Origin of the sequence: Streptomyces sp. NPDC001380 (genome assembly GCF_042895785.1) — a bacterium.
Taxonomy (GTDB): Bacteria; Actinomycetota; Actinomycetes; order Streptomycetales; family Streptomycetaceae; genus Peterkaempfera.
In genome coordinates this window covers 1-20,353 of sequence record NZ_JBIAWP010000039.1, presented here as the reverse complement: position 1 = coordinate 20,353, position 20,353 = coordinate 1, and the positions used below count along the sequence as shown (strand labels likewise).

Genomic DNA, 20,353 nt, shown 5'->3' with positions numbered 1-20,353 from the left:
GGCTCACCGCCGTCCCCCGCGAACTGCTGGAGGCCGCCCGGATGGACGGCGCGAGCGAGTGGCAGGTCTTCCGCCGGATCACCGTGCCCCTGCTCGCCCCGGTCCTCGGCGTCGTCCTGGTGACCCTGGTCATCAACGTCCTCAAGGTTTTCGACCTCGTCTACATCATCGCCCCCGGCTCCACCCAGCAGGACGCCAACGTCCTCGCCCTGCAGCTCTACCTGTCCTCCTTCGGCGGGGGCGGGAACCAGGGCGCGGGCAGCGCCATCGGCATCGTCCTGCTGCTGCTGGTGCTCCCCGCGATGCTCTTCAACATCCGCCGTTTCCGAAGGGAGAACCGACGGTGACGACCCTTCAGGAAGCCCCGCCCGCCGTCCCCGCCGGGGCCGCACCCCGGCCGTCGCTCGCCGCCCGCGCCGCCGCCCGAGCGGCGGGCGGCGCGGCCCGGACCGTCCTCCTCGCCGCCGGGCTGCTCTGGCTGGTGCCCACCGTCGGCCTGCTGGCCTCCTCGCTGCGCGACCCCGCCGACATCCAGCAGTCGGGGTGGTGGCACGTGCTGGCCGACCCCTCCCGGCTCACCCTGCACAACTACGCGGCGCTGCTCTCCAACGACGCCGTCACCGGCTCGCTGGTCAACACGGTGCTGATCACCGTGCCCGCCACGGTGCTGGTGGTGCTGGTCGCCGCGCTGGCCGGGTACGCCTTCGCCTGGACGGAGTTCCCCGGCCGGGACTGGCTCTTCCTCCTCGTGGTCGGCCTCCTGGTGGTGCCGGTGCAGACCGCGCTCCTCCCGGTCTCCTCGCTCTTCGGGGACCTGGGGATCTTCGGCAGCATCACGGGCGTGGTCCTCTTCCACGTCGCGTTCGGCCTGCCGTTCGCGGTCTTCCTGCTGCGGAACTTCTTCGCCGAGATCCCGCGCGAGCTGCTGGAGGCCGCCCGGCTGGACGGCGCGGGCGAGCTGCGGCTCTTCCTCACCGTCGTCCTGCCCCTGGGCGGCCCGGCCATCGCGGCCCTCTCGATCTTCCAGTTCCTGTGGGTGTGGAACGATCTGCTGGTGGCGCTGATCTTCGCCGACGCGGGCTCGGCGCCGATCACCGTCGCCCTCCAGCAGCAGGTCCGGCAGTTCGGCAGCAACATCGACGTCCTCGCGTCGGGGGCGTTCCTGTCGATGATCATTCCGCTGGTGGTCTTCTTCGCCTTCCAGAAGCAGTTCGTCAACGGCGTCATGGCGGGCTCGGTGAAGTAGCCCCTCCTCCCGGGGGCGGGGCTGCGGCGGCCGGTACCACACCGGCCGCCGCAGCCCCGGGAGGCGCCTCCCCCGGCCGGGTCCCGCGGAAAACGGACGCATCCACGGCCCGTCCCGGACGGCCGTGCATCCCGGACGCATTTCCTCCTGCGGGAGGAAAACGTTTCGGAAACGGCGGGTGAAAGGTGACGTCCGGTCGCCCCCGCCGATTTTCCCATGCCCTTTTCCGGTTCGCCGGAGATGCGTCCGGGGGCAAGGTTCGTGTCCGTTCGTACAGTGCGGGAGACCGCACGGGATTTCCTCCCGGACAAACCCTCCGGGCTGGCTAACCTCCTCTGCGGAGATGCTTCGGCGCGCTGGCCGCCGGCATCCTCCCCTCCGCACAGCAGCGCCCGCCCCGGGCCCGCACCGGACGGTCCGCGCAGCGCGTCCGGCCCCGCCGCCCGCGGCGGGACCCCGTGCCGGCCGGGACGGCTCCACCGAGTCCGAGGACGATCCGTGACACCCCACCAGACGCTCACCGTCGGCGCCCTGGCGCCCTCAGCCGCCGTCGCCGTCGCCGGCGCCCTCCTGACGGCCGCCGCGCTCCGCTGGCTCCTCTCCGGCGTCGGCCCGACCCCCGTGTGGCGCGTGCTCGCGCCCCTCTCCTTCGGCACCACGGCCTGGAGCGCGCACTGCATGGCCCTGGTCGGCGCGGCCGTGGGAGGGGCCCCGCTGCACCGGGACGCCTCCGCCGAGGCCGTCGGGTGGGCGGCCGCCGTCCTGCTCGCCGCGGGGGCCGTGCGCGTCCTGGAGCGGTGGAGGAGGCCGGCCGCCTCCCGGTTCCTGGCCGGCGCCGCCCTCGCCGGTGCGGTGCTCGCGGTGGAGCGTGCGGGCATGTCCGCCGCGCACCTTCCCGGGCCGCTCGACACCGACGTGCCCGGGGCGCTGCTCTGCCTGGCCGCCGCCACGGCGGCGTGCACCCTGGCGCTGGAGGTGCTCTCCCGCCTCCCGGTGCGGCTCGGCGTGTGGCCGGCCGCGGTGCTCATGGGCGTCGCCGTGACCGGTGCGCAGGCCCTGACGCCCGGCGTGTACAGCGCCGTCGCGGTCGCCCCCGACCTGTCGGAGACCGGGGGGCTGCAGGCAGCCTCGTTCCTCCCCGTCGCCGTCGCCGCCCTGGGGCTGCAGCTCTTCGCCGTCCTCTTCGCCCGTCTGCTGATGACCTCGCACGAGCCGGTCCTGTCGCCCCCCGCCCCGGTCCGCGGCGGTGACGGGACGTCCTCCGCGGCCCCCGCTCCTGCCGCAGCCCTCGCCCCCGAGATCCCCCCCGCCCCGGGTCCGCTGGCCTTCCCGGGTCCGCGAGCCTCCTCCGGTCCGGAGCCGCAGTCCCTCACGGGCGAGCTGCTCCCCGCCGTCCCCGCCTACCTCCGGTCCGGGACCGTCCAGGAGGACCTCCGGGAGCCCGCCGACGCCTGACGGGGAAGGGACCGCCCGCGGCCGCCCCCGGTGCCGTCCCGTCCGGTGCCGTCCTGTCCCGCGCCGTCCGGTGCCGCGCCGACCGGGCGGTGCCACATGTGCCACGACGGGCACGCCCCGGTCGGGGCGTGCCCGTCGTGGCACACGGTCAGAGCACGCCGGAGCGGATCCCGTACGCGACCGCGTGGGTCCGGTTGCGCAGGTTCAGGCGCCGGGTCACCGCGTGGATGATGTTCTTGATCGTCCGCTCGGAGTAGTTGAGCTTGTTCGCGATCTCCACCGTGTCGAAGCCCTCGGCGAGGAGCCGCAGGACGTCGACCTCCCGGCTGTCCAGGCCCGCCGAGGACCCCGACCCGGACACGCCGTTCTGCAACGCCCGCAACTCCTCCACCAGGCGCCTCACCAGGTCGCGGGGCATGTCGGACGCGCCCCGCCGTGCGGCGATCATGGCCTGCAGCACCTGGTCGAACCCGGCCTGCGGCCGCAGCAGGAAGCTCACCAGCCCGTAGCCGATCGCCCGCATCAGCTGGGACTCCCCGATCCCCTCGGCGACCAGCACGACCCGCAGCCTGCGGTCGGCCGACTGCAGGGACGCGGCCTTCATCCACAGCAGGGTCTCCACGGTCACCTGCCGGACCACGACCAGCAGCACCTCCGCCGTGTGGGACAGCTCGGGGGGGAGCACCTCGACCTCGGGGCAGGCCCGCAGCAGCGTGAGGACGCCGTCACGGGTGAGCGGGTCGTCGGTCCGGACGGCGACGCCGAGCGGCTGTGCGGTCGTCTCCCGCTGTGTCAACACCCCTCCTCCGTGCCCCGTGCCGGGAGACGTTCGGCATCCGTGCCAAGACCGCCGTACGCGGACACCGCACCCGGGGCGCACGGTGCCGCAGAGCCTCCAGGCCGCCGTCCCCGGCCGCGGGAGCCAAGGCACGCGACCGCTCCGCAGCCGGCCCGCCGCCGCCCCGGAAAGGAATGCGACGGGTCCGCGGACGGAAAGACCCGATGTGTACGCCCGTCCTGCGTTTCCGTGCAGCGGGGAGCAACTCGAATCAGTGGCGTGTTCTTTCTGGAGCCATGGCTCATGTCGACTTCTCCGCCTCTGTGGTCATGCTGGGGCGAGCCATTCCCGACTCTCATCCCCGAGGAGCCCGGACGCGTGGCCATCAATTGCCACAACGACTTCCGGCGCTGGGGCGAGAATAAATATCACCGCGTCCCGCAGCCAGTCGCGCGAGGCGCCCCTAGGGCTCTGACCTGCAGGTTCTTGGTGAACGGGCACATCTTCTGCCTGCAGGGGTATTCCTGTCCCGGGAGGTGAACTGACGGGCCGTCCCGCGCATCCCGCGCCGTCCCGCGCATCCCGCGCCGTGCCGTCCGTGCCGTCCGTGCCGTCCGTGCCGTCCGTGCCGTCCGTGCCTCGTGCGGCGTCCGTGGCGTCCGGGTGCGAGGGCGGCGCCGGCGCCGGGGTCCGGCCGCCGCCGCGGGCCGCTCCATGCTCGCCGCCTCCACGGGGCGCTTCAAGCGCCCCGGTCACCCGGGGCAGGCCGAGTGCCCCAACGCCTCCGGCGGGCGCTGTGCGGGCCCGAGCGGATCCGCTCCGGGGCCGTCAGGGGGGAGGCGCCTTCGGGCGGGCGTGCGCGGCGCCCCCCGCCGCGGGCCAGTACGTGACCGTGGCGTCGGAACTGCCCGACGGCGCCTTCCAGCTGCGCCCGTACAGCCTCTCCTCCGCCCCCGAGGACCCGCTCTGGCGCATCACCGTCCGCAGGAGCCGTTCGGACGGGGGCAGGCCGGCGGGAGAGGTGTCCTCCTTCCTGCACGACCGGGTCGGCATCGGGTCCACCCTGCTCGTCTCGCCCCCCTTCGGCGAGGTCGTCCTGGACGACTTTGACGCGCCGCTGCTGCTCGCCTCCTCGGGGATCGGCGCCACGTCGCTGGTCGGCATGCTCAGGCGTCTGGGCGCCACCGGGCCGCGGCGTCCCGTCACCGTGGTCCACGCCGACCGCAGCGCCTGGACGCACCCGCTCCGCTTCGACGTCGAGCGCTGCGTCCGGGACCTGGGGGAGCGGCTCCACGTCTGGTACGAGGACGTCTGGTACGAGGATGTCTGGTACGAGGACACCGAGGACGCGCCCGCCCACGCCCGCCGCGGGCCGGTCGACCTGACGGAGCCGGAGCTGCCGCCCGGCACCCGCGCCCACCTCTGCGGCCCGGGCTCCTCCACCCGGGAGCTCCGTCCCGCGCTCGTCCGGGCGGGCTTGACCCCGAAGGGGATCGGCCACGAGGTGTTCGGCCCCGACCTGTGGCAGGACCCCGGCTGAACCCGCGGCAGGCCCCCCGCCGGGCCGGACGGCGGCGCCTGGTCCGGGCGGCGTCCCCCGGACAGGGGGAGGGGTGCACCCGTTCGCCGCTCCCCGGGAGGTGCCTCCCCGGCCGGGGCGGTAGATCGGTGGCATGACGAACAGGGTCCCCGACGAGGCACTGATCAAGGTGCCCGGCAACTCGCTGATCACTCCGACGCCCGAGGAGGGCCGCGCACTCGCCTTCGACATCGCGCGCCACACCATCCACACCATCCAGCCCGACCTGGACGTGCTCCAGGGCGGCCGGCCGGACTACGCCACCACCCCCGACAGCCTGATCCGCGCCGCGCACGTCGTGGCCGTCGAGTTCGCGACCGTCGCCGCAGCCAACAACTACTGGCGGAGCTGAGCCGGGACCGTCCCGACCGCCCTCCGGCCGCCCGGCGGGCGCCGCCCGCGGCGTGCCGGTGCCGCGGACGGCCGCGCCGGCGGGCGGGGGTGCCTCCCCCGCCCGCCGGCGCCGGACCCGCCCGTACCGTCAGAAGCCTCCGTCGAGGGTCGCCGAGTGGATCGCGCCCACCGCCAGGTTCCACTTGTCGACGACCTGCTGGTAGCGGCCGTCGATGATGAGGTTGTTGATGCCCTCCTGGAGGGCCTTGGCGAGCTTCTCGTCCTTCTTCCGGACCGCGATCCCGTACGGCGCCTCGTCGAAGAGGGTGTTGGGGACCTCGTACAGCCGGGGATTCTGCTGCGCACTGAACAGGGCCACCGGGGTGTCGGTCATCTGGACGTCGGCGTTGCCCACCCGCACCTGGTCCAGGGTGACCTGGTTGTTCTCCTTCTGGACGGCCGAGGGGAGCGGGGCGCCCTGCAGCCGGCACTTGTCCGCCTGCTGCTTCAGGAGGTCGACCTGGGTCGTCTCCAGCTGGACCGCGACGCGCTTGCCGCAGATGTCCTCGACCGTCTGGATCCTGCGCGGATTGCCCTTGCGGACGAGCAGCGAGGTGCCGGAGATGTAGTAGTCGACGAAGGTGAAGCGCGGATTCCCGTCCTTGCTCCCGCCCAGCCGCCGGTCCAGGGTGTCGGTCATCCCGGACATCACCATGTCGAACTTCCCCGCAGCGAGGCCGGGGAGCAGCGAGTCGAAGGACGTGTTCTCGAACTTGAAGGTCACGCCCAGCTCCTTGCCCAGGACCTCGGCGAGGTCGGGGTCGAAGCCCACGGCACCGTTCGGCCCCTCCGACTCCATGGGGGCGTAGGTGAGGTCGCTCCCCACGGTGATCACCTTGGAGTCCTGGTAGGACTGCGGGAGGTAGGAGCGGGCCGAGAGCCGTCCCCCCGAGTCGCCGCCGAGGGAGCCGCACCCGCACAGCAGCAGGTTGCCGGAGAGCAGCGCGGCCCCCACGGCGATCGGACGGCGGGGCGCAGGGGGCATGGACATGCTCGAGTTCCCATCGGGTGGTGCGGTGGTCCTGGCTGAGGTGGGTGAAGGGGCCGCAGGCCTGCGGCGCCCGGGTGGTCCGGCGGCCGCGGCCCCAGGGGTTCCGGTCACGCCGCGCGGCGTCCGGAGGGGCGCTTCCGCCAGACCGTGACGTGCGCCTCGAAGTAGTCGTACTCCCGGGGGTTCTGGCGCAGGACGCCCGGCTCGTCACCCTCCCCGAGGAGGTCGAAACGGTCCGCGAGCAGGTGCTTGAGGCCCTCCTCGCTCGTCGTGGAGCCGTCCTGCGAGCCGAGCCAGCGCTCCGGGCGGCTGAACGCGGACGACCACGACCAGGGGCACGCGACGGCGAGGAGCCCGCCCTCCCGCAGGAGCGCGTCGGATGCGGAGAACTGCTCCAGGCAGGCCGCCGGGTCCTCGACCCGGTCGAGCACGTTGGACAGCAGCACCGCGTCGAAGGGCTGCTCCGGGACGTCCAGGGCGGCGGCGTCGCCGAGTGCGAACGCCACCGCCGCGCGCCCCTCCGCCGGCGGCAGGCGGAAGGCGACCTCGCGCACGAAGGGGCCCGACTCGGCGACGCCGAAGGTCCCCCCGGAGTGCTCGGTGAGGGTGCGTGCGGTCTCCACGGCCCGGGCGCTGATGTCGACGCCCACCACCGACTCCTCGACCCACGTGCTCATGGCGTGCGTCGCGCCGCCCACGTTGCAGCCGACGTCCAGCGCCCTGGCGACGCGCGTGCCGGTGCGGACGGCGCAGGCGTGCACGGCCTCGGAGAGCCGGCGGGTGTACCCGTGCGCCGCGGCGAGCGGGTGGGCCGCGTCCCCGAACACGTCCTCCGCCCGCCCGTAGTGCATCAGCAGGTAGCGCGATATCTCCCGCGGGCTGTCGTAGAGAGATCCGGCGTCCTTTCCGTCGACGAGGTCCTCGCCGTGGAGGAGTACCGGGACGTCGTTCATTCTGGAGCCCACAGGGTTTCGCTTTCTTCGCGCGGCCTCCCGGACGGCGGCCGTTGTGCCAGGCAGGTAGGCCCCGGTGGGGGCGGCCTCATTGAATCAGGCGCGAACTGCCGGCATCCGTCTGTCATGCCATCAGGTGCCCGATGGATTAACGGTTTTGCCCTTTCGCCCCCGCGTCCCGCATTCCGTCGTCCTCCGCGTCCCGCATTCGGTCGTCCCCCCTGCGAAAAGCGGATGTCCGCCCGTGCGGGGGAAGGCGTGCCCGGCGGCCCGACCGCCGGGCGCGGGGGAGCAGGGGCGGTACCGGGGCCACCCGTCCCGGGTGCCGCGCGGTACCCGGCCGGGAAGGCGTCGCGCCCCGCCGCCCCGGATGCCGCGCCGCCGGGATCCGCGGGACGGCGGACCTCCCGCCGCGGTCGCCGCCCGGGCGCCCGCGGGATCCCGGGGCGGTCCATGGACGGCCGCCCGGAGCGCCCGCCGGGAGGACCGGCGGCGTGACCGGGACGAGAGGCCCTGCGGGCCGGTCGGCCGCCCGGTGCCCGGATGCCGCACGCCCCTCCCCGGACCGAACCGTGCCGCCCGGTGCGTCCACCCGTCCGGCCCCCCGCCGTCATCTGTCCGCCGCAGCCGGGATCGCACGGTCGGCGGAGGGCGGTGAGGCTGGCGCGCATCCCTACTCCGCTCCCCTCCCCCGAGGGAGAGGCCGACCGTGAACCCGTCCTCCGACCGCCGCCGCCCCCGTTCCCGCCGGGCGCTCCCGTGCGCCCTGGCCGCACTGGCCCTCGCGTCGGCGGCGCCCTGCGCGTCGGCCCTCCCCGCCGTCCCCGCGGCCCCCGTCCCCGCCCCCGTCCCCGCCGCCGTCCCCGCCGCCGTCCCCGCCGCCGTCTCCGACGGCAGCGGCGGGCCGGCCGTCCGCCCCACCGTGGTGCTCGTGCACGGCGCCTTCGCCGACGCGTCCAGCTGGAACCCGGTGATCCGGCTCCTGCAGCGCGACGGCTACCGTGTGGTCGCCCCGGCCAACCCCCTCCAGGGCCTCGCCGCCGACTCCGCCTACCTCGCCGGCGTCCTGCGCAGCATCAAGGGGCCCGTCGTCCTGGTGGGGCACTCCTACGGGGGCGCGGTCGTCAGCGGCGCTGCCGCGGGCAACCCCGCCGTCAAGTCCCTCGTCTTCGTCTCGGCCTTCATGCCGGACAAGGGCGAGGTCCTCGGCCCGCTGGCCGCCCGGTTCCCCGGCAGCGAGTTCAACCCGGCGCTCCTGCCGGTGCCCTTCACGAACGGCGACGGCACCACCGGCACCGACCTCTGCATCAAGCCCGACATGCTCCGCCGGGTCTTCGCCGCCGACCTCCCCGCCGCCACCACCGCGGTGATGGCCGCCGCCCAGCGCCCGATCGACGCCGCCGCCTTCGCCGGGAAGGCGACGGCGGCCGCATGGCGGACCATCCCCTCCTGGTCAGTGGTCGCCACCCGTGACAAGGCCATCTCGCCGGAGCTGGAGCGCTTCGAGGCGCGCCGCGCGCACGCGCGGACCGATCGAGATCGACTCCTCGCACGTCCCGATGCTCTCCCACCCCGAGGCCGTCGAACGCGTCATCGTCGACGCCGCCCGGGCCCGTGCGGCGGACGCGACCCGTGCGACGGACGAGTCGTCCACGGAGCTCGCCGCCACCGGGGCCGGTACGGCCGCCGCCGCAGGGACGGCGGCGGCGCTGGTCGCCGCGGGAGCCGGGCTCGTCGCGGTCGCCCGCAGGCGCAGGACGCGGGCGCACCGCTCCGCCGGCTGAGCCGGCGGTCTCCCCTCCCCGGGCCAGCCCCGGTGCACCGGGGTCCGCCGGCATGGGGGAGAAGCGGCGGACCCCGGCGGGCCCTGACCGGGTGTCCCGGCGGGCCGGAGCGGTCCGCGGGTCACCTTCCGCTCGCCGCTCCCGTCCGCACGGCACCACCCGGCCTTCCCCGGCTGCGGGCGACGGCCCGGTGTCGGAGTCGGGCCGTCCACCGTCGCGGACGGGTCGATTCTCCGGGCCGCCGCCTGCTCCGGCCAGCGCTCCTTCCCCTTCGGGCAGGGCCGCTGCCCCCGGGGGCGGACGCCGAAGGGGCTGAGCTCGCCGGCGTCGATGCGCAGCGACTCGTGCAGGGCGGTCCCCGGGAGGGCGGGCGGGTGCCCGCGGCCGGCGTGCCGCGCCGGCGTGGCCGGCGGGCCGGGGCTCAGGAGGTCGGGCGGCCCTCCGGCGGCGGGCCGATCGCGACGTCCACGGGTCCCGGCCGCGGTCCGGGCTGCGGGTCCGTTCCGGGCCCCGGGCCGCCGGCCGTCCGGCGCAGCAGTGCGGCGGCGACGTCCGTCGCCTTGGCGACGGCGCGCCGCGCCACCGGGCCGGTGTGCCGTTCCTTGACGGTCCCGGTCCACAGCAGCAGCCAGCGCGCGAAGTGGTCCGCGCGCAGCGGGCTCCGTGCGTGCAGGTCGGTGTGGGCCCGCAGCGCGTTGCGCCGGTAGGCGCCCGGGCGCAGCAGCATCCCCTCCCAGAAGTCCGCCATCACCGGCAGGTGGACGGCCAGGTCGACGCGGGCCACCTCGGTGAAGAGGGGGCCGATGAGGGGATCGGCCAGCGCGCGTCCGTAGAACGCGGCCACCAACGCCTCCACGTCGGCGCGGTCCCGGATGTCGGGCCGTCCGGCCTCCGGGTGCGCCCCGGCCCGCCCGTCGCCGCTCACGACGTCCCCAGCAGGACCGCGGCGGCCGCCAGCGCGACGGCCTTGGCCCCCTCCGCGGCCACGTACGCCACGTGCAGCCGCGACCGGGGGACGGACTCGCCGGCGATCGCCCGGACGGCCCGCCGGTCCAGGCGGGGGCGCAGGAGGAGCACCTGGGCGAGGAGCGGCGCGGCCGGGAGGGCGAGCACCGCCGTGCGTCCGCAGCCGAGGCCCGCGGCCACGGCCGCGGTGAGCAGGAGCAGTTCCATCCGGTTCAGCGCCGCGAACACCAGCCGGCCCACCGACAGGGCGACCGGGACGGTCATGCCCGGTGCGCGGAACTTCAGCGGCGCCTCCAGGAAGGAGACGGCGACGAGGGCTCCGAGCCACACCGAGCAGAGCGCGGCGGCTGCGTGGGGAAGGTCCATGACGCCTCCTCGGGTCGCTCCGGGGCGGTGCGGAGGAGCGCACTGCGCGCGGACGGGGCGGGCCGTGCCGCCGGGGGGCGGTGCACGGCCTGGGCTTAAAACATGTATACTATATGCATATTTTGCCGCCGGGGGGCGCGGTCCACCGGTGAGGAGGGCGCCGCACGGACAAGGGCCGCCCGGACAACGGTCGGCGCCCGTCCGCCCCACGGCGTGGTGCCGTGGGGCGGACGGGCGCCGAGTGGGGTGCGGTGCCCGCCGCACCCCTTGCGCCGCCGGTCTCCGTCCCGTGGGCCGGCGGTGCTCCCGCGTCCCGGAGGCAAGGAGCCGGGTGCGGGAGGTCCTCTGTGCAGCCGCTAGCGGTAGAGCGCCAGGCGCGGCAGGAGTGCGACCCGGTCCTCCGCCGAGGGCAGGGCGCGGGTGAACGTGACCCGGTAGTGGACGACGGCCGACCCGCGGGGCAGATCGCCGGTCCTCGGCAGCGCCGAGTAGAGCGTGCCGGTCTGGGAGCCCAGGCGGACGGGCTCCCACCGGTGGGTGGCCGGGTCGCGGCGCTCCACGCGCGCGTCGCCGGGCGACAGGTACGTCCGGCCCCCGGAGGGGGCCAGCAGGATCTGGACGGCCGCGGGTCCTGCCGTCCGGGCGGGGAGCCGGACGGCCGCCTCGTGGGTCCTGCCGTCGGCCCGCACTCCGCCTGCCGCGAGGTCCTCGATGTGCGGCGAGGTGCTCCGCGCGGGGTTTCCGGGGGTGGCTGAGGCGGCGCGGGCGGCGGTGGCCGCGGGCCGGTCGGGCGCCGCGCCCGCCGTCGGTGCCACGGCCAGTGCGGCGGCACCTGCCAGGATGATCGGTGCGGTCGCGACGGCGGCCTTGCGCACCAGGCGGTTTCGCATGGTCCTTCTCCTTGCTGCGCCCCGCACGGTGGTGTGTGGGCGATCGATCCTGTCCCTGTGGGGACACTCGCCAGCCTAGAACAAGTTCGTTCAATGTTGAACTTGAAGGCACGTGATGTGCGTCATCCCGAGGACGGGCCCGCACCGGCGGGCCGAGGACCCGACCGCCTTCGGGACGGCGATGCGGGGCGGCGATGCGGGGCGGCGCGCTGCCGGGGCGCGGCACCGGCGGTGCCCGCCGCGTGGCGGCGCCGGGCACCCCGGACGGACGGCCGCGGTGCCCGGGGCGGTGGTCGGGCGGCGGCCCGGCCGACGCCGGAGCCCCCGTCGACGCGCAGGACCTGCCCGGTGACGAAGCCCGCGTCCTCCGAGAGGAGGAAGGCGATGGCGGCCGCGATCTCCTCGGGACGCCCGAGCCGGCCCATCGGGACGCCGGCCAGGTAGCGCTCGACCCTGGCCGAGCCGGGCGGGTTGCTCTCCCGGAACAGCTCGGTCTCCGTCGGGCCGGGGGCGACGGCGTTGACCGTCACCCCGTGCGCGGCCGGCTCGCCGGCCCAGCCCCGCGTCAGGAACTCCAGCCCCGCCTTGGCCGCGCCGTACGAGGTCCGCTCCGGCAGGCCGAGGGCGACCAGGCTGGCGACGTTGACGATCCGGCCCCACGAGCGCGCGAGCATGCCGGGCAGGGCGGCCTGGACGATCCGGACGGCGGCCCGCACGTTCATGTCGAGCACGGCGTCCAGGTCCGCCAGGTCGACCGCGCCGACCGGGGCCGCGCGGACGAGTCCCACGTTGTTCACCACGGCGTCGACACGGCCTGCCGCCGCCACGTCGGCCAGGACCCGGGCGGTGTCCTCCCGGTCCGAGAGGTCGGCCTCGTGGAGCTCGCCGGGGAGCGACGCGGGTGCGGTGCGGGCGGTCCCGACCGGGGTGCGGCCCTCGCGCACCGGCTGGTCCGCGAGGGCCCTGCCGGTGCCCTTCGAGGCGCCGGTGACGGGTATCCGCCGGTTCTGCACGGTTCTTCTCCCGTCATGGGTGCGGTGCGGACTCCCGGGGCCCGCCTCCGCGGGGCCCCGGCTCCTCCCCCTCGGCGCGGTCCGCACGGGGCCGCCGCCTCCCCCCCCATGCCGGAGGCCCGCCGTCCCGTGCGGGACGGCGGGCCTCCGCCCTGCTACCTGCCCAGGAAGTCGAGCAGGCGCTCGGTCATCTCGGCGGGCTTCTCCTCCCACATCCAGTGGCCGGACCCGGCGACGACGCCGCCGGTCACGTCGGTGGCGTAGGTGCGGACCTGGTCCGGGACGGCCTGGCCGAGGCTGTACTGGGCACCGAGGGCGAGGACCGGCATGGTGAGCCTGGTCCTCACGTTGACGGCGTTGTCGGCGACGTCCTGGTTGAGGGTCCGGAACCACTTGAAGCTCGCGCTCAGGTGGGCGGGGTCCTTCAGGTAGTGGCCGTAGATCTGCGCGTCACGCGGGGTGACGCCGTCCTTGTTGTACTCCAGCATGTCCGAGAAGCGCTCGACCCACTGCGCCTCGCGGCCGTGGACGGTCTGCTCGGGGAGGCCGTTGGTGACGTTGAAGAACCCGAAGTTCCAGAAGCCGGCACCCTGCGGCGTCAGGGACGGGAAGGAGTACACGCCCCTGTCGGGGATCGGGGCCTCGGTCAGGACGAGCTTTGCGACGTCGCGGGGGTGGGCCGCGGCGTAGGAGTAGGCGACCATGGTGCCGATGTCGTGGCCGACCAGGCGGATGTCGCGGTCCCGGCCCAGCTTGACGAGGAGTCCGTGCAGGTCGGCGGCCATCGTCTTCTTGTCGTAGCCGGCCGCGGGGGCGTCGCTGCCGCCGGCGCCCCGCAGGTCGGGGGCGATCACGTGGTAGTGCCTGGCCAGCGCCGGGAGGACCTTGTGCCACTCGTACCAGGTCTGCGGGTAGCCGTGGACCAGGACGAGGGTCCTGCCGTGCCCGCCCTCGACGAAGTTGACGTGGACGTCGCCGACCTCCACCTTCCGCTCGGTGAACCCGGCCGGTACCGCGGGGCGGGGGCCGCGGTGCGCGGACGCCGCCGCGGCCGGGGCGGCCCTGTCCTCCCCGGAGGCCCAGGCCGTGGAGGGCGCCTGGACGAGGGCGGTGATCGCGGCGGCGGCGGCCGCGCCGGACGTGAGGGCGGTGATGACGGTCTTCTTCACGGCGGTCTCCTCGGGTGTGCGGGTGTGCGGGTGTGCGGGTGTGCGGATCTGCAGGGCGGCGGGGGAGTGGTGAGGGTGTGTCAGAGGGTCTTGACGAGGCCGCCGTCGATGGTGACGTCGGTGCCGGTGATGTTGGCGGTGCGGTCGCTGGCGAGCATGAGGACGAGGTCGGCGACCTCGTCGGGGCGGGTGAAGCGGCCGGTGGCGAAGCCGCCGAGGCCCGCGACGGCCTGCTCGACGGCGGTCTCCAGGTCCACGCCCATGGCGCCCGCGATCTGGTCGGCCATGCCGCCGGCGCCCTCCCAGATGTCGGTGGAGACCGGGCCGGGGGCGACGGTGTTGACGCGGACGCCCTGCGGCCCGACCTCCTTGGACAGGGCCTTGGAGAAGTTGGTCATCGCGGCCTTGGAGGCGGTGTAGTCGATGACGCCGGGGTCCGGGAGGAAGGCGTTGACCGAGCTGACGTTGACGATCGCGCCGCGCGAGGCCAGCAGGGAGGGCAGCGCGGCCCGGCAGGTGCGCACCGCGCTCATCAGGTTGAGGTTCAGCGTGGCCAGCCAGTCCTCGTCGGTGACCGAGAGGAAGCCGCCGAGCCGCGGCTGGACGGCGCCGACGTTGTTGACGAGGACGTCGACGCCGCCGAAGCGCTCGACGGCGGTGGCGACGAGCCGCTCCACGCCCTCGGCGGTGGCCAGGTCGCCCGCCACCGGGACCAGCCCGTGGGTGAGGGCCAGCTCCTCCAGACCGGGGCCGGGGCTGCGGGCGCCGGCGACCACGTGGGCGCCCTCGGCGGCGAAGGCGACGGCCGTCGCGAGGCCGATGCCGCGGCTGGCGCCGGTGACGACGACGGTCTTGCCCTTGAGGTGCAGGTCCATGGCTGCTTCTTTCTGGATTGATTGATACATAATGATGGTGCGGAAGGCTCGGGCGTCCTGGGGGCGGGGTGCCCCGGGCGGGTGTCCGGCGGGTGGGGAGCCCGCCTCCGGCGGGGTGGCCCCCAAGGGTGCGTCCCGGGGGCGGGCGGTGTGGTCGCTGCCGCCCGGCCTCTCCGCCGCCGAGTCCCGGCGGGGTGTCGTGACACCACCGTACTGATTCTGGAATGAACAAGCAAGTATTGGTGTGCCGCGGATCCCGGCGGGCCGCCGGTCCGCGGACCCCGGACCGGTGAGGGCGATAGGTCCGCTGTGCGGTGAAGGCCGCAGCGGAGCGCCCCGCGCTGCCCTCGGCCCCCGAGCCGCAGGCCCCGCATCCGATGGGGGAGGCCTGGACACCGGGCGAGCTGTGATCCGGGGTCCGGACCCGGACCGCACCCCCGGCCCGGCGGACACGTGCCCGCACCTCCTGTCCGCCGCGGCCGTCGAGCGCGCCGTGCGCGCCTGCCGTCCCCTGCGTCCCGCGTCAGCCGCCCGCGCCGCCGCCCCCTGCCCCGCCGCCCGCAGGGCCGCGTCGCGGACCCGGGCCGCCTGCCGTATCGCCCGGCGCGCCTCCGTGGGCGCGGCGGAGCCTGCCGGGCTCAGCTCCATCCGCCGGGTCGTGCGGACGGACAGGTCCGCCCCGAGGTCCTGCTCCGGGCCCGCACCTGGCGGCTGACCGCGGGCTGCGCCATGGACAGCCGTGCTGCGGCCCTGCCGAAACGGAGTTCCTCCGCGACGGCCGCGAATACCGTGAGGAGTCGGGCGTCCACCTGCCGGAGGCCGTCGCCGGGATGCGGTGCGAAGTCATTCATCAAGATATCGTGCAGGCCGATGCCGGGAATGTCTCAGGCGATTCTCCGTGACGTTGTTTTGCTCGGCTGCATGAGTACTTTCTCCCGCCCTGACGGGCCCCGCCGCTCCCCACTCCTCCCGGTCGTCAAGGACGAGGACGACCGGACCGCCGCCTGGTTCCCGGGCGCGCTCATCCGCATGTGCGCCCGGGGAGTGCCGGTGGCGCTTATGTCCTCCTCGAGCGCGTCGTGGGGCGCGGCTGCGCCAGCCCCCTGCACGTCCACGGCGACGAGGACGAGGCGTTCTTCGTCATGGACGGCGGGCTGCGGGTCGTCGTCGACGGCGAGGAGCGCAGGGCGTCCGCCGGCGCGATGGCCGCCTTGCCCCGGAGGCTCGCGCACTCCTTCGTGGTCACCGGCCCCGAGGCGCGCTTCCTCGCCCTGCACACCCCGGTCGGCTTCGACGCCTTCGTCGCCGGGGCGGGCATCCCGGCGGACGTCCCGGCCATGCCGCCGGAGGCCGCCCTCCCGCCGGACCTCGCGGCCCTCACCGCCGCCGCGGCGCGGTACGGCGTCGAGACCATCGGCCCCCGCCCGCGCTCCGACCTGCTTCGCAGCGGGTCCAGGTCCCAGGTCCCCGACCTGCGGGCCCGGACGTGCCGCCCGGGGGCGCGGGACGCCGGCTGCGACCGTGTAACTTGTGTGCAATTAAATGGCTTGCTACTATTCTGGCTGAGGAGCATCGGCCGTGCGCCGGCCGCACCTGGAGGGGCCTCGGCGCCGCCCCGGGGCGCGCCGCACGGAGGAGCCGCCCCGCGGAGCCCTGCGCAGGAGCGTGCGCGTCTTCCGCCGGCCGTCGGGATTCCTTGTCCGCCGCGCCTCTCCCCGGTCCCGTGGGAATGCTTTTCCGAGGGAATGCGGGCCGGATTTTCCGGCCCGTCCCCCACCTCTCCGAAAATGACGTCCGGATCGGCCTCCGAACGGACGGGAACGGATGCGCATTGAGGGTGCCGCGAGCGCGGGGCGGAGAGCATTCCCGCCAGGAGTCCGTCATCCGCAGGCTGCACGGCGACCACGCCGGCGCGCTGGCCGCCTACGCCGCGCGGCTCGCCGGCGGGCCCGGACCGGAGGCCGAGGCGGCCGTCCGGGAGGTGCTGATCACGGCCTCCCGGCGACCCGACCTGCTCGTGCGCGGCCGGGGTGCCGTACGCGGCCTGCTGCTCGCCGCGGTCCGCTCCGCCCTCGCCGGACCGCAGGCGGAGGACGCACCGCCGCCCCACGACGGTGCCGCGGCCGACCGGTGGCCGGACGTCCTCCAGGCCCTCGAACACCTCCGCCCCGAGCACTGCCGCCTGCTGGCCGAGATCCACGGCCGCGGCCGCTCCCTCCAGGAGGCGGCCGACACCCTCGGCCTGTCCGCCGCGGCAGCCGGGGCACGCCTGCGTGCCGCCCTCGCCGAGCTGCACGCCGTCCTGCGGACGGAGCAGCCCCCGCTCTGAGTGCTCCGGGTCCCGCGTCCCGGGGGACGGCGGGACCCGGAGCAATCCTGCATCCCCGGCCGGGCCGGGCGGACGGCTCAGCTCCCGAGCGCGGCCGTCACCAGCTGCCTCCCCGCCGCGGTCTCGACCGCGACCGCGGCCACGTCCGCCGGGGTGATCGACGCGGACCCGGTCAGTGACGTCCCTGCGGACTGGGCCGCCGGGGACACCTTCCAGCCGCCCGCGACCTCCTTGCGGCCGTCCCTTCCCATGACCACGAGCCGGCAGTCCTCCCCGGCCCGGACGCCGGTCACCGCGGCGCTCACCCGGACCCACCCGGCGGCCGGGGCCACCGCGACGGTCAGCCGTGCGCCGGTGGCCGGGTCGGTCACCGAGGCCGTCCTCACCCCTCCCGCGGGCGCCGGGACCGCGGGGGCGCGCGCCTCCGGTGCGGGGGACCCGGACCGGCCGACCGCCACGCCCGCCCCCAGCACCGCCGCGGCCGCCACGACCGCCGCCGCGCCCGTCGCGGCCCAGCGCCGCCGGTCCCGCCGTGCGCCCTCCGTCCGGACCTGGCGCAGCGTGCGCTGCAGCAGCAGGTCGCCGCCCTCGGGCGGCCCCTCCAGGAAGGCCTCCGGCGGCACCTCGCCCAGGAAGCGCTGCATCTCCGCGAGCTCCGCCAGCTCCTGGCGGCACTCGGGGCACTCCGCCGTGTGGTGCTCGACCTCGGCCCTCTCCGCCGGGTCGAGGGTGCCCAGGACGTACCCGGTGAGCCGTTCGTCCTCGTGCCGCAGGCCGTCGTTCTGCTGTCCTCCGTGTCGGACGCTCATGCGGCAAACTCCTTCCCCGCCGTGCGCCCGGACGCGTAGGCGTCGCGCAGCGCCTTGAGAGCATAGTGCGAGCGTGACTTGACCGTCCCGGGCGGAATCCCGAGGACGGCGGCGGCCTCCGCCACGGACCTGTCCCGCAGGTAGACCTCCTGCAGCACCTCGCGGTGCTCGGCGGAGAGGCGGTCCAGGGCCTCCACGACCAGGAGCGAGTCCGCCACGGCGTCCGCGTGGTCCGGCTGCAGCGGCGGCGGGGCCGCCGACTCCCCGACCTCCGTGGGCCGGGCCGCCTTCGCCCGGTACTGGTCCGTGACGATGTTCCTGGTCACGGTGAGGAGCCAGCCGCGGACGGAGCCCTTCCCGTTGACCAGGGCGTCGGGGTTGCGCCAGGCCCGGACCAGCGTCTCCTGGACCGCGTCCTCCGCGGCGCCCCGGTCGCCGGTCAGCCGGGTGGCGTAGGCCAGCAGGGCCCGGCCGTGCTCTTCGTACAACGACCGGATGAGGGCCTCGTCGCCCGTGCGTCGTCGGTTCCGCGACCGCAGTACCGCCATCCGTCCTCTCCGTCCTGTGGTGCCCGGCCCCCGGCGCCGGAGTGGCGGTGGGGGCTTCATGCACAACACGGACGGGGGGCCTCGCGAGTTCACCTGCCCCGGTTTTCCGTCCCGGCCCGCGGGCGGACGGGGGCGGTCCTGTGCCGCGACCGCGGTCCGGGTGTCAGGCGGTCTGCTCGGCGAGTGCCGCCGTGACGTTCGCGGTGAGGCGCCGGAGCAGGTCCTTGGCGAGCCCGACCTCCTCCAGGGAGAGCCCCACGGACCCGGCGATCGCCAGGGGGACGTCGCTCAGGCGCTCCCGCAGGCGCATCCCCTCCTCCGTCACGGAGATCTGCACCGAGCGCTCGTCGTCGGCCCGCCGCTCCCGGCGCACCAGCCCGTTCGACTCCAGCCGCTTGAGCATGGGCGTCAGCGTGCCGTAGTCGAGCTGCAGGGTGCTCCCGAGGCTCTTGACCGGCAGGGAGCCCTGGTTCCACAGCGCCAGCATCACGAGGTACTGGGGGTAGGTGAGCCCGGCGCCCTCCAGCAGCGGCCGGTACCGGGCCGTCATCGCCCGGGAGGCCGCGTACAGCACGAAGCAGAGCTGGTCGTCCACGACGAGGGGGTCGTGGAGGCTCCCGGCCGGTCCGCCGATGGTGCCGTCCATGGTGCCTCCTCCTGCCGGTGACTTCTCCCGTACGCATCGTACGCGCTGCGACCTCTTTTCCGTGCGCACATGTGGATCGTGCACGAGGTGCGCGAGGCGGCGGGCCGCGGAGCGGTCCGTCCGGGTACGCCGCGGCCGCCGGTCGGGGGACCGGCGGCCGCGGCGTCCGAGGGGTCCGGTCAGCTCCCGTACCCCGAGTCGTACGCCGGGGCGGAGGCGGCCGGCGCGGAGGCGGCGGGTGCGGCAGGGGCGGACGCCGCGGGGGCGGAGGCGCGCCCCGCCGCGGGCACGGTCCTGCCCCGGTCGTTGCGCGCGTCCTTGGAGATGGCGAACCACGTGCCGCCCACGCCCTGCCCGTTCGTCTGGCCGGGCGCGGTGTCCCCCTTGAAGGTGTAGGCGGGCCAGCAGTTCACGGCCACCTGCCGGGTGCCGTCCGGCCGGGTGAAGGTGAACAGCAGGGCGGGGTCGATGCCCGCGGCCCTCGCCTCCTCCGCCGTGACGGGCGGGGCGGGCGTCCACTTCTGCAGGCAGGCGTCGCCGCAGGCCGTGGCCATGGGCCAGGGGGTGTCCTTGGTGAACAGGTACAGGGTCATGCCGTTGCGGTCGGTCAGGACCTTGCCCAGGCCGGGGGCGTCCAGGACGCCGAGGGCCGGGCGCGGGGTCCCGGCCTTGCGGCCGTCGGGCGCCGAGGCGAACCAGGTGCCGCCCACTCCCTGCCCGGTGGTGTCGCCGGGCTTCGTGTCCTTGGAGTACGCGTACAGCGGCCAGCCGCCCAGGGTCAGCTGGCGGGTGCCGTCGGACCGTGTCACCGAGCCCAGCAGGGAGGGGTTGAGCCCGGGACCCGCCGAGGCCCCGTCCGCCGGCACGGGCGGCCAGGCGGTCGCGCAGGCGCCGTCGCAGTTCGAGGCCGACGGGCGCGGCGCGTCCTTGTCGAACCGGTAGAGCGTGCGGCCGGAGCCGTCCTGCACCAGCGGGCCGAGCCGCGGGTCCTGCCGCACCGACACCTTCACCGCCGCGGGTGCCGCGGTCGCCGGGGCGGTGGCGCCGCCGGGTGCCGCGGAGCCCGGCGCCGCCGCGGCGGCGGGCTTCACCGTCTGTGCGGCCGAGCCGTCCCCCTGCGTCCCGCACGCCGCGAGCGGGAGCAGCAGGGCTCCGACCGCTCCGGCCAGCAGGGCGTTGCGACCGTTCTTCATCACCGTGTCCTCACCTCGTCGGGCCGGCGCCGTCTGCGCCGCCCCGCCTCCACACGGCCGGGGCCGGCCGCCGGTTCACCCGATGGGGGAGTGTCCGGGATCACGTAAGAATCACGTGCGCGATTTGCTTGTGCACAAGTTTTATGTGCACAGTGGTGTCCGACCGGCCCCCGGCCGACGTGCCCCGACCATCGGCCGGGGGCCGGCCCACCCCATGCCTTCCGAAGGAACGATGATGATCAACGCCGTCAAGCACCGCCGCGCCGTCCTGACCGCCGCCGCCGCCCTGGGCGCCGCCGCCGTCGCGGCCACCACCGCGGCCACCACCGCCACCGCCGCCCCGGCCCGCCCCGCCGCCCACCACGCCCCG

22 protein-coding genes and 1 pseudogene are annotated in these 20,353 nt (G+C 75.4%); 9 read left to right on the top strand and 14 right to left on the bottom strand.

Annotation, left to right across the window (positions count from 1 at the left end):
- The 3 genes from ACFY07_RS27575 to ACFY07_RS27565 all read left to right on the top strand — a co-directional run.
- Nucleotides 1-347, top strand: a 347-nt coding sequence (locus ACFY07_RS27575; protein ID WP_390872269.1) for a carbohydrate ABC transporter permease, incomplete at its 5' end; no start/stop codon positions are given.
- Nucleotides 344-1,246 (top strand): carbohydrate ABC transporter permease, encoded by a 903-nt coding sequence (locus ACFY07_RS27570; RefSeq protein ID WP_390872268.1) that lies wholly within the window; start codon nucleotides 344-346, stop codon nucleotides 1,244-1,246. The genes ACFY07_RS27575 and ACFY07_RS27570, both read left to right, overlap by 4 nt.
- 498 nt (nucleotides 1,247-1,744) lie before the next feature.
- Complete coding sequence (locus tag ACFY07_RS27565) at nucleotides 1,745-2,701, top strand: MHYT domain-containing protein (protein ID WP_390872267.1); 957 nt, start codon at nucleotides 1,745-1,747, stop codon at nucleotides 2,699-2,701.
- A 148-nt stretch (nucleotides 2,702-2,849) separates the two neighbouring features.
- On the opposite strand, the gene ACFY07_RS27560 is transcribed toward ACFY07_RS27565, so the two are convergent.
- A complete protein-coding gene (locus ACFY07_RS27560; protein WP_390872266.1) occupies nucleotides 2,850-3,497 on the bottom strand; it encodes a LuxR C-terminal-related transcriptional regulator in 648 nt (215 codons plus the stop codon).
- 874 nt (nucleotides 3,498-4,371) lie between these two features.
- Between ACFY07_RS27560 and ACFY07_RS27555 the strand changes: the two genes are divergently transcribed.
- On the top strand, nucleotides 4,372-5,019 hold the full coding sequence (locus ACFY07_RS27555; protein WP_390872265.1) for a hypothetical protein: 648 nt from the start codon (nucleotides 4,372-4,374) through the stop codon (nucleotides 5,017-5,019).
- Between the two features lie 133 nt (nucleotides 5,020-5,152).
- Nucleotides 5,153-5,410, top strand: a complete 258-nt coding sequence (locus ACFY07_RS27550) for a hexameric tyrosine-coordinated heme protein (protein WP_390872264.1) — start codon at nucleotides 5,153-5,155, stop codon at nucleotides 5,408-5,410.
- 129 nt (nucleotides 5,411-5,539) lie between these two features.
- Here ACFY07_RS27550 and ACFY07_RS27545 read toward each other — a convergent pair whose 3' ends face one another.
- Both ACFY07_RS27545 and ACFY07_RS27540 read right to left on the bottom strand, forming a co-directional pair.
- A complete protein-coding gene (locus tag ACFY07_RS27545) occupies nucleotides 5,540-6,442 on the bottom strand; it encodes an ABC transporter substrate-binding protein (protein WP_390872263.1) in 903 nt (300 codons plus the stop codon).
- A gap of 107 nt (nucleotides 6,443-6,549) precedes the next feature.
- Entirely contained in the window at nucleotides 6,550-7,407 is an 858-nt protein-coding gene (locus ACFY07_RS27540; protein WP_390872262.1) for a class I SAM-dependent methyltransferase, read from the bottom strand.
- 697 nt (nucleotides 7,408-8,104) lie between these two features.
- Here ACFY07_RS27540 and ACFY07_RS27535 point away from each other — a divergent pair.
- Nucleotides 8,105-8,869: pseudogene (locus ACFY07_RS27535) on the top strand (alpha/beta fold hydrolase); the annotation flags it as partial.
- Entirely contained in the window at nucleotides 8,865-9,179 is a 315-nt protein-coding gene (locus ACFY07_RS27530) for a hypothetical protein (RefSeq protein WP_390872261.1), read from the top strand. The pseudogene ACFY07_RS27535 and the gene ACFY07_RS27530, both read left to right, overlap by 5 nt.
- 421 nt (nucleotides 9,180-9,600) lie before the next feature.
- Here the strand turns inward: ACFY07_RS27530 and ACFY07_RS27525 are convergent, their stop codons facing one another.
- The 7 genes from ACFY07_RS27525 to ACFY07_RS27495 form a co-directional block, all read right to left on the bottom strand.
- Complete coding sequence (locus ACFY07_RS27525; RefSeq protein WP_390872260.1) at nucleotides 9,601-10,104, bottom strand: group III truncated hemoglobin; 504 nt, start codon at nucleotides 10,102-10,104, stop codon at nucleotides 9,601-9,603.
- Nucleotides 10,101-10,511 (bottom strand): hypothetical protein, encoded by a 411-nt coding sequence (locus ACFY07_RS27520; protein ID WP_390872259.1) that lies wholly within the window; start codon nucleotides 10,509-10,511, stop codon nucleotides 10,101-10,103. The genes ACFY07_RS27525 and ACFY07_RS27520 overlap by 4 nt, the downstream gene beginning before the upstream one ends.
- Nucleotides 10,512-10,867: 356 nt before the next feature.
- Nucleotides 10,868-11,401, bottom strand: a complete 534-nt coding sequence (locus tag ACFY07_RS27515) for a hypothetical protein (RefSeq protein ID WP_390872258.1) — start codon at nucleotides 11,399-11,401, stop codon at nucleotides 10,868-10,870.
- A gap of 122 nt (nucleotides 11,402-11,523) precedes the next feature.
- Nucleotides 11,524-12,414, bottom strand: coding sequence for an SDR family oxidoreductase (locus tag ACFY07_RS27510; protein WP_390872257.1), 891 nt, complete (start codon nucleotides 12,412-12,414; stop codon nucleotides 11,524-11,526).
- Between the two features lie 155 nt (nucleotides 12,415-12,569).
- Nucleotides 12,570-13,583 carry an alpha/beta fold hydrolase gene (locus ACFY07_RS27505; RefSeq protein WP_390872256.1) on the bottom strand — a complete coding sequence of 338 codons (1,014 nt, stop codon included), beginning with the start codon at nucleotides 13,581-13,583 and terminating at the stop codon, nucleotides 12,570-12,572.
- Between the two features lie 80 nt (nucleotides 13,584-13,663).
- The gene (locus tag ACFY07_RS27500; RefSeq protein WP_390872255.1) at nucleotides 13,664-14,458 is read right to left on the bottom strand and encodes an oxidoreductase; all 795 of its coding nucleotides are present in this window, start codon (nucleotides 14,456-14,458) and stop codon (nucleotides 13,664-13,666) included.
- Between the two features lie 638 nt (nucleotides 14,459-15,096).
- Nucleotides 15,097-15,309 carry a LysR family transcriptional regulator gene (locus ACFY07_RS27495; RefSeq protein ID WP_390872254.1) on the bottom strand — a complete coding sequence of 71 codons (213 nt, stop codon included), beginning with the start codon at nucleotides 15,307-15,309 and terminating at the stop codon, nucleotides 15,097-15,099.
- Between the two features lie 180 nt (nucleotides 15,310-15,489).
- Between ACFY07_RS27495 and ACFY07_RS27490 the strand changes: the two genes are divergently transcribed.
- Together ACFY07_RS27490 and ACFY07_RS27485 are read left to right on the top strand one after the other, a co-directional pair.
- Complete coding sequence (locus ACFY07_RS27490) at nucleotides 15,490-16,293, top strand: cupin domain-containing protein (protein ID WP_390872253.1); 804 nt, start codon at nucleotides 15,490-15,492, stop codon at nucleotides 16,291-16,293.
- Nucleotides 16,290-16,787: an RNA polymerase gene (locus ACFY07_RS27485; RefSeq protein WP_390872252.1), complete on the top strand. Its 498-nt coding sequence runs from the start codon at nucleotides 16,290-16,292 to the stop codon at nucleotides 16,785-16,787. The genes ACFY07_RS27490 and ACFY07_RS27485 overlap by 4 nt, the downstream gene beginning before the upstream one ends.
- 77 nt (nucleotides 16,788-16,864) lie before the next feature.
- Here ACFY07_RS27485 and ACFY07_RS27480 read toward each other — a convergent pair whose 3' ends face one another.
- From ACFY07_RS27480 to ACFY07_RS27465, 4 genes are all read right to left on the bottom strand, one after another.
- Complete coding sequence (locus ACFY07_RS27480) at nucleotides 16,865-17,596, bottom strand: anti-sigma factor family protein (protein ID WP_390872250.1); 732 nt, start codon at nucleotides 17,594-17,596, stop codon at nucleotides 16,865-16,867.
- Nucleotides 17,593-18,144, bottom strand: coding sequence for a sigma-70 family RNA polymerase sigma factor (locus tag ACFY07_RS27475; protein ID WP_390872249.1), 552 nt, complete (start codon nucleotides 18,142-18,144; stop codon nucleotides 17,593-17,595). The genes ACFY07_RS27480 and ACFY07_RS27475 overlap by 4 nt, the downstream gene beginning before the upstream one ends.
- Before the next feature lie 163 nt (nucleotides 18,145-18,307).
- Nucleotides 18,308-18,790, bottom strand: a complete 483-nt coding sequence (locus tag ACFY07_RS27470; RefSeq protein WP_390872248.1) for a MarR family winged helix-turn-helix transcriptional regulator — start codon at nucleotides 18,788-18,790, stop codon at nucleotides 18,308-18,310.
- Nucleotides 18,791-18,969: 179 nt separating this feature from the next.
- Nucleotides 18,970-19,983 (bottom strand): SCO0930 family lipoprotein, encoded by a 1,014-nt coding sequence (locus ACFY07_RS27465; RefSeq protein WP_390872247.1) that lies wholly within the window; start codon nucleotides 19,981-19,983, stop codon nucleotides 18,970-18,972.
- Between the last annotated feature and the right edge of the window lie 370 nt (nucleotides 19,984-20,353).

Excerpts from the sequence above, each read along its gene's own strand:
- ACFY07_RS27550 (WP_390872264.1), top strand. The coding sequence starts at position 5,153 with ATGACGAACAGGGTCCCCGACGAGGCACTGATCAAGGTGCCCGGCAAC.
- ACFY07_RS27545 (WP_390872263.1), bottom strand. The coding sequence starts at position 6,442 with ATGTCCATGCCCCCTGCGCCCCGCCGTCCGATCGCCGTGGGGGCCGCG.
- ACFY07_RS27520 (WP_390872259.1), bottom strand. The coding sequence starts at position 10,511 with ATGGACCTTCCCCACGCAGCCGCCGCGCTCTGCTCGGTGTGGCTCGGA.
- ACFY07_RS27515 (WP_390872258.1), bottom strand. The coding sequence starts at position 11,401 with ATGCGAAACCGCCTGGTGCGCAAGGCCGCCGTCGCGACCGCACCGATC.
- ACFY07_RS27500 (WP_390872255.1), bottom strand. The coding sequence starts at position 14,458 with ATGGACCTGCACCTCAAGGGCAAGACCGTCGTCGTCACCGGCGCCAGC.
- ACFY07_RS27495 (WP_390872254.1), bottom strand. The coding sequence starts at position 15,309 with ATGAATGACTTCGCACCGCATCCCGGCGACGGCCTCCGGCAGGTGGAC.
- ACFY07_RS27480 (WP_390872250.1), bottom strand. The coding sequence starts at position 17,596 with ATGAGCGTCCGACACGGAGGACAGCAGAACGACGGCCTGCGGCACGAG.
- ACFY07_RS27475 (WP_390872249.1), bottom strand. The coding sequence starts at position 18,144 with ATGGCGGTACTGCGGTCGCGGAACCGACGACGCACGGGCGACGAGGCC.
- ACFY07_RS27470 (WP_390872248.1), bottom strand. The coding sequence starts at position 18,790 with ATGGACGGCACCATCGGCGGACCGGCCGGGAGCCTCCACGACCCCCTC.
- ACFY07_RS27465 (WP_390872247.1), bottom strand. The coding sequence starts at position 19,983 with ATGAAGAACGGTCGCAACGCCCTGCTGGCCGGAGCGGTCGGAGCCCTG.